Raw genomic sequence first — 14,082 nt, 5'->3', positions numbered from 1 at the left:
TGTGTCTTTACTTGACTACTTCCGCTCAGAGAAGAAAAGCAGTGCGTCATTAGCAAAAGAGCGATTGCAGATCATTGTCGCACACGAGCGCTCACAACGTGGTACACCTGATTATCTGCCACAGCTAAAGCAAGATATTCTTGATGTGATACGCAAATATGTGAATGTAAATACCGATGCTGTTCAAGTTCAGTTTGATCAAAATGAAGATGACTTAGCAGTACTTGAGTTGAACGTGACTCTGCCAGAAGAAGAAAAGAAATAGTCAAAATTGGGCGCTTTGTTAATGCTAACAGCGCCCTTTTTTATTTCTGCCACTGCATATGAAACTCATAGTCGTCTGCACCTAGCGTTTTGAATCCTGCCCGTTGATATAACCCATACGCTGGGTTTGCTTTTAGCACCGTTAAATTAATTTCTGATGTTTGCGCTTTTAGTGCATCTAACACCTGAGTGCCTAACCCCTTGCCCTGCTCTTTAGGTGCTATTTGTAACTGTAATAAACTGATTGTTTTGTCACTAACAATGAACTTAGCAGCGCCTACACATTGCCCATCATTTAACACTAAGTGGCTGTTTTCAAAGTGTTCTGCCACTCTTGCTTGATGTTGTTCAAGTGATAAAAATAACCCTTGATTCTCAAGGTGTTCAACCATGGTTTTTAACCTTAAGTCGAGTAAATAGGCTTTGTCTTGCTCGGTAGCCGCTACAAATTTAATCATTCTTGTCTTAAAAAAGAAAAAGGTACTTTAGTAAAAGTACCTTTTTAGGTTGCAACAAACAACATGTCGGTTAGAAGTTATAATTTGCGCCTAAGTAAAAGCGACGACCCGAATACTGGTTATAAGTAAAGCGATTACTTTGTTTCCAATAACCTTCTTCAAGCTCTTCTGTTAGGTTTACTACAGATGCAGTAAATGAGAGCTGCTCAGTTAGATTATATGATGCATTCACATCTAGCTGACCATAGTCTTTGGTATACAAGTTGTAGCCTTGGTGAATACCGTTGGCACGGTCATCTTTCCAGTTATAAGAGGCGCGAACGCTAAAGTCATCGTTCTCAAAATACACTGAAATATTATATTGATGCTTAGCTGTACCTGGGATCTCAGCATCTGTTTTTTGCCCGTCTGTTGAGACTTCGCTGGTGCTGGTATCTGTGTAGGTGTAGTTAGTTAAAATACCAAAACCATTATCAAACGAATGCTGGAAGAACAGCTCTAAACCCTCTGATTTTGCATCGCCGCCCCCTACTTTGGTGTTCATTTCAACTTCAATTGGGCCATTACAACAATCGTGTTCACGCTCTACTATTTCTACTGTCGAAATTGGTAAGTTAGAAATATCTTTAGAGAATAAAGTAGCACCCAGTGCAGAACCATCGCCGTAATACCATTCAATACCTAAATCGAATTGGTCAGATAACATAGGTTCAAGCCCTGTGTTTACTGAGGTACCATTACCACGGCCTGTCCATGAATCTGGCGAGTTAATGTTAACTGGAGGACCGTATGACTCTGCTTGGCTTAAGTCTGAATAACTCACTCTTGCCATGGTGCGTGCTGCTGCAAAACGAACAACAAGGTCTTCGGTTGCATCCCATGCAAGGTTAAAACTTGGTAATACTTCGCTGCCATCACTACTACGCTCATTCGGATCGGTATCGTCATCGTCTTGACCAATGACATCATCGTAGGTCAAGGTGCTAAGCTCTGTATTGACATAACGCACACCCACATTGCCGCGGAAATCTTGCCATTCAAAATCAGCTTGGGTGTAAACAGACCAAATTTTCTCTTCAAGGGCATAAGTACCCGAAAGCGTAGGCACAACTGTTTGGCTAAAGTTTTCTTTTAGGTAATCATCCAGTGCCCTGAAATCAAATGCTAAAAAGTTAAATGCGCCTGTATCCCCAGCGCTATTATCCACCACATGATCGCTCACCAGTGTTGGTGCATCTGGGTGAAAATCAGGATTATGGAACCACTCTGTACCTGGTAAGTAACCACGGTAACCGCCATTGTCAGCTATGCCATCATCCCAACGAAAATCATTACGCATCCCTTTAATTTCGTGGTCGCGATATTTGCCCCCCACATACACACGGGTAAAAAAGCTGCCATCAAGGTCAAATTTTACGTCTGTTTGAATGTAATCTTCAGAGTCTTCATTTTCAGATGAGTAAGAGTCAAACCAATCATAGTATTGATACGCTTCTTTATCGGTGGCTAAATCAGTCGACACTCCATAGCTTGGTTTTCCGTTTTCAATTGACCATAACCAACTGTTCACTGAGCCTTGCCGTGCATCAATGTTGGCGTAGGTTTCTTTTGATGTACCGCCCTCTGCTTCTGTATGACCAAGTTTTAACGTAATGCTATATGCATCACCATAATAAGTGCCTTCAAAATCATAAGTATTTGATTTTGATTCACCAAAACGCTCACGCCCCGTTAGCTGCGGCGATAATAAACCACGGCGAACCGGCACGCCGCCGTTTACATCGGCATCACCCCAGTTATTATCATTGAGTAAACCGTTATCGGCATTACCGTAGGCAACTACGGTATCGCCATCAAGTACTATGCCGTAATACGGGTTGTGGTTATCGTTCCACTCTGCAAAGGTAATGCTTTGCCCTGTTTGGTCGTAGCCTAACTTGGCACCAAAATAGTTAAAGTTTAAATCAAGTCTGTCACTCGGTGCCCACTGAACAGCCACTTGATAACCATCTCGTGTGCGGTCTTGGTTTGAGTTGTTAACACTCATCGCACGTGGTGCCCACACATTGTTGTACACTTCGCCAGTGGCTTGGTCTACTAGAGCTGGACGCTCTGCCCCTTCAACAGTATCTGAATGAAAGCGCCAATGTGACGCATTGTTAGTGATAGTTGTTACGGTGCGGTCTTGGCGTGTGAAGCCTGCTAAAATACCGAAGTTTTCCTCATCGTTTTTCCATGAGTACAATACATTCACTTGTGGTTTTGTGTCTTCAGACACATCATCGTAAGTCACCTCAGCACTTAACGCCCCTGAATTTACTTCCATTTCGAGTGGTTTACGGGTGTGTAGTATAACTGTGCCGCCAATACCGCCTTCATCAATACGTGCCTCAGCACTTTTGTACACTTCTACACTTTTGATCATGCTTGATGGCAATAACGTGTAGTTAAAACTACGGGTAGGGGCACCTGAACCTGATGATGCAATATAGTTACCGTTTAATTGAGTAAGTGTCCAATCCGGTGACGTACCACGAATACTGACGCGGCTACCTTCACCGCCATCGCGATCAATGAGTACGCCTGATACACGTTGTAATGAATCAGCGACGTTTTTATCAGGAAATTTACCAATATCTTCTGCGGTAATTGCATCAACCGTGGCAGCTGAAAGTCGTTTTATTGCTAAGTTCTCTGCGGTTGATGAACGAATACCACGTACTTCAATCACTTCTACGTCTTCATTCGCTTGTTCAGCGGCGTAACCTGTGTTGATTGCCGAGAGTAACGAAATCACAATTGCATTACGTTTAAAATGCCGTCCTTGCTCTTTTATTTTTATTACACTTTGCTTGCCCATGCTCATCTCCAGTTGTGTGTTCTGCACGCTTTATGAGATCTATACATCTCATAAAACATTTTATTGTTATCGGTTTAAACTGATTATTGGGAGTTAATAGCTTGTTAAACTCAGTTTCAGAATAGGGGGAGCGGTCAAAAAGTGATAATAAAAATTCGGTGACCGATATAACAAAATCGGCGCAAGGAATATTTTATATTCATTTTTATATTTTCTACTTTATAGTTAACCTTATGTTTTATGTGCGTAAACCAAAGTTTCAAAGAACACACCGTAAAATATAAGTAATTGATAAAAATAGATTAAAATACATAAAATACTTTCTGATAAAACAAGTGAAATAAGTGACTAGAAACTAGGTGTAATAGATATGGTAAAAACACAACTATGAACAATGGTAAAATCCTTGAAGTCTGTCTAAATGAAAGCGACTTAAAGCAACTTGCAAACAACGTTTTTACGGCTTGCAACTTAGGCGCAAAGCGCTTTGAGCTATGCAGCAATTTACACCTAGGAGGCTTAACACCCAGTATTTCAGCAATTGAATGCGCATTGAAAAGCCTGACCAGAAATACCGAGCTATTAGTAATGATACGACCAGAAGCTGGCAATTTTACTGTTCGTACTGAGTGTCATAAATTAATGGAAAAACAGATAAAACTCGCAGCTAATCTAGGGGCACATGGGGTAGTATTGGGTGCAGTCAAACAAGGAAAACTTGATTTAAACGTGACTCGCTCTTTAGTTGCCACAGCTAAACAGCATGGCTTAATGGTGACCTTTCACCGTGCATTCGATACCCTTACAAACCCGTTATGCGCACTTGATACACTCATTAGCTTAGGAGTTGACCGTATATTAACATCAGGCACGCCGTGGCAAAGCGGGCAAAGTGCCGTTGATGGTCTAAATCAGCTCAACACATATTTAGCGCAGAGCGCCAATCAAATAGAAATTGTTATGGGTGGCGGCGTTACCCTAGAAAACGCGGAAGCTTTTTGGCAATTAATAAGAAACCATTCAGCAAATGCATCTGTGCATGTACACTCTTGCGTGCATAACGCACAAGGTGCAATTAACGCTGAGGCTATCTATAAGCTACTTTCAAAGGATTAAGCATGGCGAAAAAAGCAACGTATTTTTTAGGTATTGATGGCGGTGGCAGTAAGTGTAAAGTTCGTTTAGAAAACGAAAATGGCTCTTTGCTTAGCGAAGCCATAAGTGGCTCAGCAAACGTGGCCACCAGCTGTCAACAAAGCCAAGACTCAATACTGCACGCCACTGAGCTTGCTTTTCATGAGGCAGGGCTTGCCTTAAGCGAGCTCAAAAACGCCTATGTGCATGCTGGGCTTGCCGGTGCCAATATCGACTCTGCCTATCAAGCCATGACCAAATGGCAGCACCCTTTTGCTAAGTTTACTCTTTCAACAGATATGCTGATTGCGTGTAAAGGCGCACACCAACACCATGATGGCGCGGTGATTATTATTGGCACCGGCTTTTGTGCAGGCTACCAACAGCAAAACCAATTTAGTGAATTGGGAGGCTATGGTTTATTGCTGAGCGATGGTGCCAGTGGTGGTTGGTTAGGCTTACAACTTTGCCGTAAAGCATTTGAAGTTCTTGATGGTGTTGCGAAAAGTTCCGCTGCTGTAGATACCCTGCTCACCCAGCTTAACTGCGACTCAAGCCAAGCGTTAAGTCAGCGTTTAATATCAGCACGCCCTGTTGAGCTCGCCAAATTTGCACCGCTGGTTTTTAGCTATTCTGATGACGCTTTTTGTCAGCAATTAATAAATGAAGCGTGCGCATACATTACCCGCTATATCGCTTACTTTGAAAAACAAGGTATTGAAAACGTTACCTTGATGGGCGGCATTGCCAGTGCCATCACGCCTTATTTAACTGATGCCAGTAAAGCGCGTTTAACCCCCGCCCTTGCCAGTGCTGAGCAAGGGGCTATTTTAATGGCAAGAGCGGCAATTTAATCGCCGAGTTGTGAGCGCATTTGTGAGGGAATTTCACCAAACAAACGCCGAAATTGTTTGCTGAAGTAACTCGGCTCAGAAAAGCCGCACTGATAAGCGACTTGTGAAATGGGTAGCTGTGTTTCAATCAGCAGCTTACGAGCATTTTCGAGACGCACTTCATTAATGAATTGATTGGGTGTTTTTGCTAAGTGTTTTTTAAAGCGACGCTCTAAAGCACTTACCGACAAGTGTGCAAGCTCTGCTAATTCATCAATACTGATCTGACGATGATAATGCTCGCGAATAAATTTTACCGGCTCTTCAATTGCTCTTACATGAGAAAGTGCTTTTGAGGTTTTTTGTAAGTGCCGAGTCACACCATAGGTGCCAATCACATTGCCATCATGATCTTTTAGAGCATGCTTTGACGTTGAAAACCAACCAAGCTCACCTTGTTGGGTTTGGTTAAGCTCTAAACGGTCAGTTACTATGTAGCCTTCCATCACTCGTTTATCGTCATTGACGTACTGAAACGCGAGGTGCTTTGGCGAAAAATCGAAGTCTGTTTTTAGCAATATTTGCTCCAGTGTTTTATAACCCTGATGCTCAATAAAATGCTGATTACAATGCAAAATTCTACTGTCTGTGTCTTTTACCCAAAAGAGGATATCTGGCAGTAAATCAAATGCAGCAATTAGCTGATTTACGCCAGCTTTTTTTATTATTTCTTGAATATCCATCGCTCAATTTTGTCTCTTTCCCGAATAATGCTATATATTTTAAACGCCGATTTTGTTGCATTGTCAACCGAATTTTTATTATCACTTATTGCTCAAGCTTTCCTATTATCAATAACATGATATTAACAGTAACAAACGCTATTTAAATTAGGAGCGCTTAAGATGAGCAAAGCTAAGATCCGCATGGCAATGGTAGGCGGTGGCGATGGTGCCTTCATTGGCGCTATTCATCGAATTGCAGCGCGGTTAGACGGGATGATAGAGCTTGTGGCAGGCGCATTCAGTTCAGATGCAAACAAATGTAAAGCAACTGGCGAACTACTCGGGCTTGATAGCAGTCGTTGCTACGACAGTTACCAAAGCTTATTTATCGAAGAAGCAAAATTACCCGCTGATGAGCGTATCGACTTTGTGGCTATTGTAACACCCAACCATTTGCATTTTCCGGTCGCAAAAATGGCGCTTGAACATGGTTTTCATGTGCTATCAGATAAACCCGCAACGCTCACTCTCGCAGAAGCAGAGCAATTACAAGCCATCATTGCAAAGCAGCAGGTTTTATATGGGTTAACCCACACTTACACAGCTTACCCTATGGTCAAAGAGGCCAAACATCGCATTAAAGCCGGTGAGCTTGGCACTATACGTAAAGTGATTGTTGAGTACACCCAAGGTTGGTTAGCACACAGTGAAGACGAAGGCTCAAAACAAGCTAGCTGGCGTTTAGACACCAGTAAGTCTGGCATTAGTTGTTGTATGGGCGACATTGGCGTGCATGCAGCTAACTTAGCCGAGTATGTCTCTGATCTCGAAATCACCGAGCTTTGTGCCGATTTAAATCATGTGGTTGAAGGTCGCGCCCTTGATGACGATGGCACCGTGCTACTTAGATTCAATAATGGTTGTAAAGGCGTTTTACTGGCAAGCCAAATCGCTATTGGCGATGAAAACAACTTACGGCTACGTATTTACGGCGACAAGGCAAGCCTTGAATGGTCACAGCTTGAACCTAATAGTTTATGGCTGCGTGGTCACAACCAACCCTCTATTTTACTGCGAGCGGGTGTGGGTGAATTACACCCTGACACACAAAACGCACTGCGAGCCCCTGCGGGTCACCCTGAAGGCTACCTAGAAGCATTTGCTAATATCTACAGCAATTTTGCAGCACAAATTCACGCATTTAAACAAGGCGATAGAGCAACAAACTCAGCATTTGATGTGCCTGGCATCAATGAAGCTGTGCGTGGTATGGCGTTTATTGAGCACGTAGTTGCTTCAGCAAAGCAAGACATTAAGTGGCACAAATTACAGATTGGATAATAAAGAATGAATAAAATCAAAGGGCCAGCAATTTTTTTGGCGCAGTTTATTTCTAAAGAAGCCCCCTTTAATAGCCTTCGTGGCTTATGTAAGTGGGCAAGCGGTTTAGGTTACAAAGCGATTCAAGTACCCACCTCAAACCCTGAGATTTTCGATTTAGAAAAAGCCGCCCAAAGTCAGCAATACTGCGATGAAGTCACTGGTATTGCCACAGAGTATGGACTTACAATTTCAGAGCTATCAACACATTTGCAAGGCCAGTTAATTGCTGTGCACCCTGCGTACGATGAAATGTTTGATAACTTTGCCGCAGAGCATGTAAAAGGTAACCCAGCTGCCCGTACTAAGTGGGCAACCCAGCAACTGATGCTAGCTGCTAAAGCCAGTAAGAACCTGGGTTTAACAACTCATGCGACTTTTTCGGGTTCTTTTTTATGGCATACCTTTTACCCGTGGCCGCAGCGTCCACAAGGACTTGTTGAACAAGGCTTTAGTGAACTTGCTAAGCGTTGGTTACCTATTTTAGATTGCTTTGACGAGCATGGTGTAGATGTCTGTTATGAATTACACCCGGGTGAAGACTTACATGATGGTGTGACATTTGAGCGCTTTTTAGCGGCAACTGATAATCATCCGCGCGTTAATATTCTTTATGATCCGAGCCACTTCGTATTGCAACAGCTCGACTATTTAGCGTTTATCGATATTTATCATTCGCGCATTAAAGCGTTTCATGTCAAAGATGCCGAATTTATCGCAAATGGCCGCTCAGGTGTTTATGGCGGTTTTCAAAACTGGCAAGACCGACCAGGACGTTTTCGCTCTTTAGGAGATGGCCAAGTCGATTTTAAGCAAATCTTCAGCAAGTTAACGCAATATGGGTTTGATGGTTGGGCTGTACTTGAATGGGAATGCTGCTTAAAGCACCCAGAAGATGGGGCAAGAGAAGGCGCTGAGTTTATTAAAGTCCACTTAATAAATCCAACAGACAAAGCCTTTGACGATTTTGCCAGTGGCGCAACAAACACCGAGCGTAATAATCGAATTTTAGGTTTATAAAACCGACAACAATAGAACACACAGGACACACAATATGGACAACAATAATTATAACCGCATTGTCTTTCGGCTTTGCTGTATAGCACTGATTGTGACCTCAATGACCTTTGCCATTCGTGCTGGTATTTTAGGTCAACTTGGCAGTGAGTTTGGCCTAACCGACACAGAATTAGGTTGGGTTAATGCCATGGCATTTTTAGGTTTTCCGGTTGCGACTATGATCGGCGGCATTATTTATAATGCCATTGGCGCGAAGAAATTAGTGGCGTTAGCCTTTATCTGCCATTTACTTGGTCTGGTTTTGACCATTACTGCTGATGGTTTTTGGGGCTTACTGGTTTCTACCTTTTTGATTGGTTTTGCTAACGGCTCTGTTGAAGCGGGCTGTAATCCGCTGATTGCAGAAATGTATCCTAAAAATACCACTACCATGCTAAACCGTTTTCATGTTTGGTTCCCAGGTGGCATTGTGATTGGCGCACTTGCCTCTAACTTTATGTCGGGAGCGGGTTTAAACTGGCAATGGCAAGTGGCGTTAATTTTAGTTCCTACGGTTATTTATGGCGCTATGCTAATTAAAGCGCAGTTTCCTAGCTTTGATACCCGCACTCACTCAACTAGTAGCAATATTCGCCACTTATTCACGCCGTTATACCTCTTTTTAATTGCCTGTATGACACTCACAGCAACCACTGAGTTTGGCACACAGCAATGGATTGAGCGTATTCTAGGTTCATCGGGTGCCTCTCCTATGGTGGTATTAGCCTTAATCACTGGCTTAATGGCTGTTGGTCGCTTCTTTGCTGGCCCCATTGTGCACAAGCTCAACCCTACCGGTGTATTACTTGGTTCAGCCATTTGTGCAAGCTTAGGTATCTTCATGATGAGTCAAGCCCAGGGCAGCATGATTTATCTGGCAGCGATGCTATTTGCACTTGGCGTTACCTACTTTTGGCCGACCATGCTTGGTTGCGTTGCTGAATACATTCCAAAGTCAGGCGCGCTGGGTATGTCGTTAATGGGCGGTGCTGGTATGTTTGCTATGAGTATCTGGAACCCTGTAATTGGTAGCTGGATAGATTCTGCCCGTTCATCGGCAGAGGCAAGTGGCGCTAGTCCTGAACAAATTGAAATTTTAGCCGGACAAGCTGTATTACAAAACCTACTGATCTTCCCAATTATTTTAATCGTCGCATTCATTGGGTTGCATTTAGTAATTAATAACAACAAACGCACCGAAAAATGTGCGTCTTAAGCAAGTAAATCGTCGAGGAACACTATGTTTAAATCTCTTAAAGCACTGACTTTAATTCTCACCGTTAGTAGCTGTGCACTCGCTAATGCGGCTGACAATCAGCTTACACAACAAGAAAAGCAAGCTGGCTGGCAGTTGTTATTTGACGGTAAAGATATGTCGCAATGGCGTAACTTTAAAAGCGAATCTTTAAACCCTGCATGGGTCGTTGAAGATGGCGCTATGACACTAACCAAAGGTGGCGGTGATCTGCTCACTAAAAAGCAGTACCAAAACTTTGAATTAAAGATTGATTGGAAAATCTCTACCAAAGGCAATAGTGGCATTTTCGTACTGGCTGATGAAACTGGGCAGATGATTTACTCTCATGCGCCTGAAATTCAAATTATTGATAACGAAGAACACCCAGATACTGAAATTGACTCACATTTAGCGGGGTCAATTTACGATTTATTTGCTGCGCCAGTTGCAGCGCACAAACCAGCAAATAGCTGGAACCATGTACGTATTAAGATGCAAGACAACCATTTACAAGTTTGGCAAAACGGTATTAGCACCACCAGCATTGTGATTGGTAGTACAACCTGGAATACCCTTGTTAAAGGCAGTAAGTTTGCAACCTGGCAAAACTTTGCAACGGCTGAACAAGGTCATATTGGGCTTCAAGACCACGGCGACAAAGTGTGGTTTAAAAATATAAAAATCAAGGAGCTATAAGATGTCTGATTTTAAACACAAGGTATTAGTAGTTGGCTCTGGTGCTGGCGGTGCCATGGCTGCTTACACGCTGACCAAACTTGGCTACAAAGTGTTATTACTTGAAGCCGGTCGTAATTATGACCCGAAAACAGAAAGCCCGATGTTTCGTCGTAACAACGAAGCCCCACTTATGGGTGCAGGTAATAAAGACAAAAACTTTGGCTTTTACGACGCAACTGTTGATGGCGGCTGGCAAGTGCCTGATGAGCCATACACTAGCGCAAAAGGGAGCGACTTTTATTGGTGGCGCGCACGTATGCTAGGTGGTCGAACAAACCACTGGGGCCGCTATTCATTACGCTTTAGCGAGCACGATTTTAAAGGCAAAAGCCGTGATGGTCACGGTGCTGACTGGCCTTTTGAATACGCTGATTTAGCACCTTGGTACGATAAAACTGAAGAACTTGTTGGTGTATGTGGCACCAATACAGGCCATGAAGATATGCCAGATTCATCGCCAGGTATTTTACAGCCACCACCGAAGCCGCGTGTTCCTGAGCTTTTAATTGCCGCCTCTGCAAAGAAAATGGGCATCCAAGCAGTGCCTATGCACCGCGCGGTATTGACCCGCCCGAAAGATGACCGCATGGCCTGTTTTTATGCAACGCCTTGTGGCTCGGGTTGCTCGATTGGCGCCGCTTTTCAAACGACGACATCATTACTGCCAATGGCAAAAGCTACCGGTAACTTAAAAGTCATTACCGATGCCATGGTGAAATCAGTCAAGGTTGATGAGCAAGGTAAAGTAACTGGCGTAACCTATGTTGATAAACATACGGTCACTGAGCATGCCATTGATGCTGATGTGGTTATCTTAGCTGCCAGTGCCTGTGAATCAGCGCGTATCTTATTAAACTCAAAAAATAAAAAGCACCCTAAAGGCCTTGCTAATTCAAGTGGCCAAGTAGGTAGAAACTTAATGGATTCGACGGGTGCATGGTTAGGTGCGCAAATTCCAGCACTTAAAGGCCGCCCACGCTATAACGAAGATGGCCATACCGCTAACCACTTATTTATTCCTTGGTGGGGTCATCAAGCACAAGCTAACAATGAATTAGATTTCCCACGTGGTTATCACTTTGAAATTGGCGGTGGCTTTAGGCAACCAGGCTCAGGTGTATCGGGTGATAAACAAGGTTATGGTCCTGCCCTTAAACAACAAATTCGTGATGCATATGGCTCTTACGTTGGCTTTGCTCTTCGTGGCGAAATGTTACCGAACAAAGATACCTATATGGAAATTGACGAAAAGGTTAAAGACAAATGGGGTATTCCGGTATCAAAGTTCCACTTTAAGTGGTCTGACAGAGAGTTAAAGCAAATCGAACATGGTTTAAAAACCGCGAAGCAAATCTTAGAAAACATGGGTGCCACCGTTGGCGACCTCCCGCCTGCTGAAAAAGCAATTTCAAAAGGTGGCGAAATCATTCACGAAGTGGGCACGACTCGAATGGGGAGCTCAAAGAAAGATTCGGTCACCAATCAATGGGGTCAAACATGGGATTGTAATAACCTATTTGTAATGGATGCCGGTGTATTTGCTTCTAACCCCCATAAAAACTGTACGCTCACCATCATGACACTGGCAATGCGTAATTCAACTTGGCTTGCTCAACAAATTGATAACGGGGTACTTTAATTATGCATCATCGTAACGAACATGACTCATATAACTATGTTTCTAACATGAGCCGCCGTGAGTCTTTAAAATGGCTTGGCCTATTAGCTGCGGGCTCGGCGGTTGGTTTAACTGCTGGCTGCACAAAAGCACTTGAAGATGACGGTGCTGTCTCTGCAAAAGAGCATTGGCCTGATTTAGATATTAAGCCTGTCACCGCTAAAGGCTATGGCCAAGATCCTAATTTGGTGATGCCACCAGAATCACCTTGGCCGCTGACCTTAACAGCGGACGAGCTTACGTTAGTAGCGCTTTTATCTGATTACATTGTACCGCGCGAAGGAGAAATTCCTTCAGCCAGTGAGCTACAAGTACCAGCTGTTATTAATGAGTGGGTGAGCGCGCCTTATGAAGGCCAACAACGCGATAGAATTAAAATTTTAAATTCACTCGCGTGGCTCAACGATGAAGCACGGCTTCGTTTTAAAAAGCAATTTGTTGCGCTTAACGAAAAGCAACATCGCGCGATTTTAGACGATATTGCGTTTTTAAACGAGCAAACACCTCTGCAATTTCAGCGTATTGGTAAAGCCTTTTTACGCTTTAAAGAGTTAGTGCTCGCAGCCTTTTTCTGTACCCCTGAAGGCTGTAAAGACATAGGTTACCTTGGTAATGTACCAATTGCTGGTGATTACCCTGGCCCTTCTGATGAAGCAAAAGCTCATTTAGATCAGGTTTTAGCTGAGCTTGGTTTAAGCGAGTACGCCTATACCGATTAACTTTCCCCCTTGTGTTGTTTTATAACACAGTTTAATGCAGGGGAGCTCTCCCCTGCTTTTTTAGGATTTAAGTATGTTTAAAACCCGCATTTTATTGCTCATTTTTAGCCTTGTATTTAGTGGTCAATTATTCGCAAAACTGCCAGTGAGTGTGCAGTTATGGTCAGTCAAAGACACCTTAAAAAATGACTTTCATGGTACGCTTAAGTCTCTTGCCGAAATGGGCTTTGACGGTGTTGAGTTTGCAGGGGATTTTGGCCCCTACTCTAATAACCCAGCCGCTTTAAAAGCAAAGCTCAGTGAATTTGGCTTAGTTGCTAGTAGTGCCCATATAGGCTTTGATGCGCTCAGTGAAAACACAATTGATAGCACCCTGCTGTTTTACAAGACCCTTGGTGTTACCACACTTTATGTACCTTGGGATGAGCGAGCATGGCACCCAGAAGGGGTTAGAACACTGGTTAAAGAGCTCACTAAAGTCAGTGATTATGCAACCCGCTTTGATATGAAGATCGGTTTTCACAATCATAATAAAGAGTTTAATGCATTTAATAACGCAACGTTTTGGGATTACATTGCCACTAATACACCCAAGACCATGCCATTGCAGTTAGATATAGGCTGGGTCAATTACGCAGCTAAAGACCCAATTTACTTCATTAAACAGTACCCTAACCGTACACTTGCTACGCACATTAAAGTACGCACTATTGAGGGCAGCAACATGAGCCCGATAATCGGTGAAAACAACATTGATTGGTCTGCCATCATCGATACGTTAGAATCGCACGGCGACACCAAGTGGCTAGTGATGGAACAGGAAGAATACCCAAACGGACTAACCCCACTACAAAGCGTTGCTAAATCAAAACAAAACTTAGATAAGATTTTACAGCGTCGCTAAAGAGTTCAGCATTATAGGTCCACAATTTTTGTAAAAATAAGTATGACCTTGCTAATTCAACTCCAAGTGTTTTTGCTCTATCGGCTAACTCGA

Annotated in this window: 13 protein-coding genes; 10 read left to right on the top strand and 3 right to left on the bottom strand. The window is 43.2% G+C overall.

Annotated elements, in window-relative coordinates; all coding sequences use genetic code 11:
• Position 1: 1 nt before the first annotated feature.
• A complete protein-coding gene (minE, locus tag L0Z67_RS18945; RefSeq protein ID WP_062568059.1) occupies positions 2 to 265 on the top strand; it encodes a cell division topological specificity factor MinE in 264 nt (87 codons plus the stop codon).
• 40 nt (positions 266 to 305) lie between these two features.
• Here minE and L0Z67_RS18940 read toward each other — a convergent pair whose 3' ends face one another.
• Together L0Z67_RS18940 and L0Z67_RS18935 are read right to left on the bottom strand one after the other, a co-directional pair.
• Positions 306 to 722: a GNAT family N-acetyltransferase gene (locus tag L0Z67_RS18940; RefSeq protein ID WP_392353180.1), complete on the bottom strand. Its 417-nt coding sequence runs from the start codon at positions 720 to 722 to the stop codon at positions 306 to 308.
• A 70-nt stretch (positions 723 to 792) separates the two neighbouring features.
• The gene (locus L0Z67_RS18935; protein WP_392353178.1) at positions 793 to 3,582 is read right to left on the bottom strand and encodes a TonB-dependent receptor; all 2,790 of its coding nucleotides are present in this window, start codon (positions 3,580 to 3,582) and stop codon (positions 793 to 795) included.
• A gap of 387 nt (positions 3,583 to 3,969) precedes the next feature.
• Between L0Z67_RS18935 and L0Z67_RS18930 the strand changes: the two genes are divergently transcribed.
• Positions 3,970 to 4,698 carry a copper homeostasis protein CutC gene (locus tag L0Z67_RS18930; protein WP_237115673.1) on the top strand — a complete coding sequence of 243 codons (729 nt, stop codon included), beginning with the start codon at positions 3,970 to 3,972 and terminating at the stop codon, positions 4,696 to 4,698.
• A gap of 2 nt (positions 4,699 to 4,700) precedes the next feature.
• Positions 4,701 to 5,570 (top strand): BadF/BadG/BcrA/BcrD ATPase family protein, encoded by an 870-nt coding sequence (locus tag L0Z67_RS18925; protein WP_392353175.1) that lies wholly within the window; start codon positions 4,701 to 4,703, stop codon positions 5,568 to 5,570.
• Here L0Z67_RS18925 and L0Z67_RS18920 read toward each other — a convergent pair.
• Positions 5,567 to 6,292, bottom strand: a complete 726-nt coding sequence (locus L0Z67_RS18920; protein WP_054552042.1) for an AraC family transcriptional regulator — start codon at positions 6,290 to 6,292, stop codon at positions 5,567 to 5,569. The genes L0Z67_RS18925 and L0Z67_RS18920 overlap by 4 nt on opposite strands.
• A 162-nt stretch (positions 6,293 to 6,454) precedes the next feature.
• On the opposite strand from L0Z67_RS18920, the gene L0Z67_RS18915 reads away from it, so the two are divergent.
• The 7 genes from L0Z67_RS18915 (at position 6,455) to L0Z67_RS18885 (ending at position 13,989) form a co-directional block, all read left to right on the top strand.
• On the top strand, positions 6,455 to 7,615 hold the full coding sequence (locus L0Z67_RS18915) for a Gfo/Idh/MocA family protein (protein ID WP_392353172.1): 1,161 nt from the start codon (positions 6,455 to 6,457) through the stop codon (positions 7,613 to 7,615).
• A 6-nt stretch (positions 7,616 to 7,621) separates the two neighbouring features.
• On the top strand, positions 7,622 to 8,674 hold the full coding sequence (locus L0Z67_RS18910) for a sugar phosphate isomerase/epimerase family protein (protein WP_392353170.1): 1,053 nt from the start codon (positions 7,622 to 7,624) through the stop codon (positions 8,672 to 8,674).
• Between the two features lie 34 nt (positions 8,675 to 8,708).
• Positions 8,709 to 9,929 (top strand): MFS transporter, encoded by a 1,221-nt coding sequence (locus L0Z67_RS18905; RefSeq protein ID WP_392353168.1) that lies wholly within the window; start codon positions 8,709 to 8,711, stop codon positions 9,927 to 9,929.
• Between the two features lie 24 nt (positions 9,930 to 9,953).
• Entirely contained in the window at positions 9,954 to 10,646 is a 693-nt protein-coding gene (locus tag L0Z67_RS18900; protein WP_392353166.1) for a DUF1080 domain-containing protein, read from the top strand.
• 1 nt (position 10,647) lies between these two features.
• Positions 10,648 to 12,327, top strand: a complete 1,680-nt coding sequence (locus L0Z67_RS18895; RefSeq protein WP_392353164.1) for a GMC family oxidoreductase — start codon at positions 10,648 to 10,650, stop codon at positions 12,325 to 12,327.
• A gap of 2 nt (positions 12,328 to 12,329) precedes the next feature.
• Positions 12,330 to 13,085 carry a gluconate 2-dehydrogenase subunit 3 family protein gene (locus L0Z67_RS18890; protein WP_392353162.1) on the top strand — a complete coding sequence of 252 codons (756 nt, stop codon included), beginning with the start codon at positions 12,330 to 12,332 and terminating at the stop codon, positions 13,083 to 13,085.
• 73 nt (positions 13,086 to 13,158) lie between these two features.
• Complete coding sequence (locus L0Z67_RS18885; protein ID WP_392353160.1) at positions 13,159 to 13,989, top strand: sugar phosphate isomerase/epimerase family protein; 831 nt, start codon at positions 13,159 to 13,161, stop codon at positions 13,987 to 13,989.
• Positions 13,990 to 14,082: the final 93 nt, after the last annotated feature.

The organism is Pseudoalteromonas sp. PB2-1 (genome assembly GCF_045040605.1).
In the GTDB taxonomy this organism is placed as follows: Bacteria; Pseudomonadota; Gammaproteobacteria; order Enterobacterales; family Alteromonadaceae; genus Pseudoalteromonas; species Pseudoalteromonas arabiensis.
The sequence above is the reverse complement of the archived record's forward strand: the minus strand, read 5'-3'. Positions and strand labels throughout refer to the sequence as shown.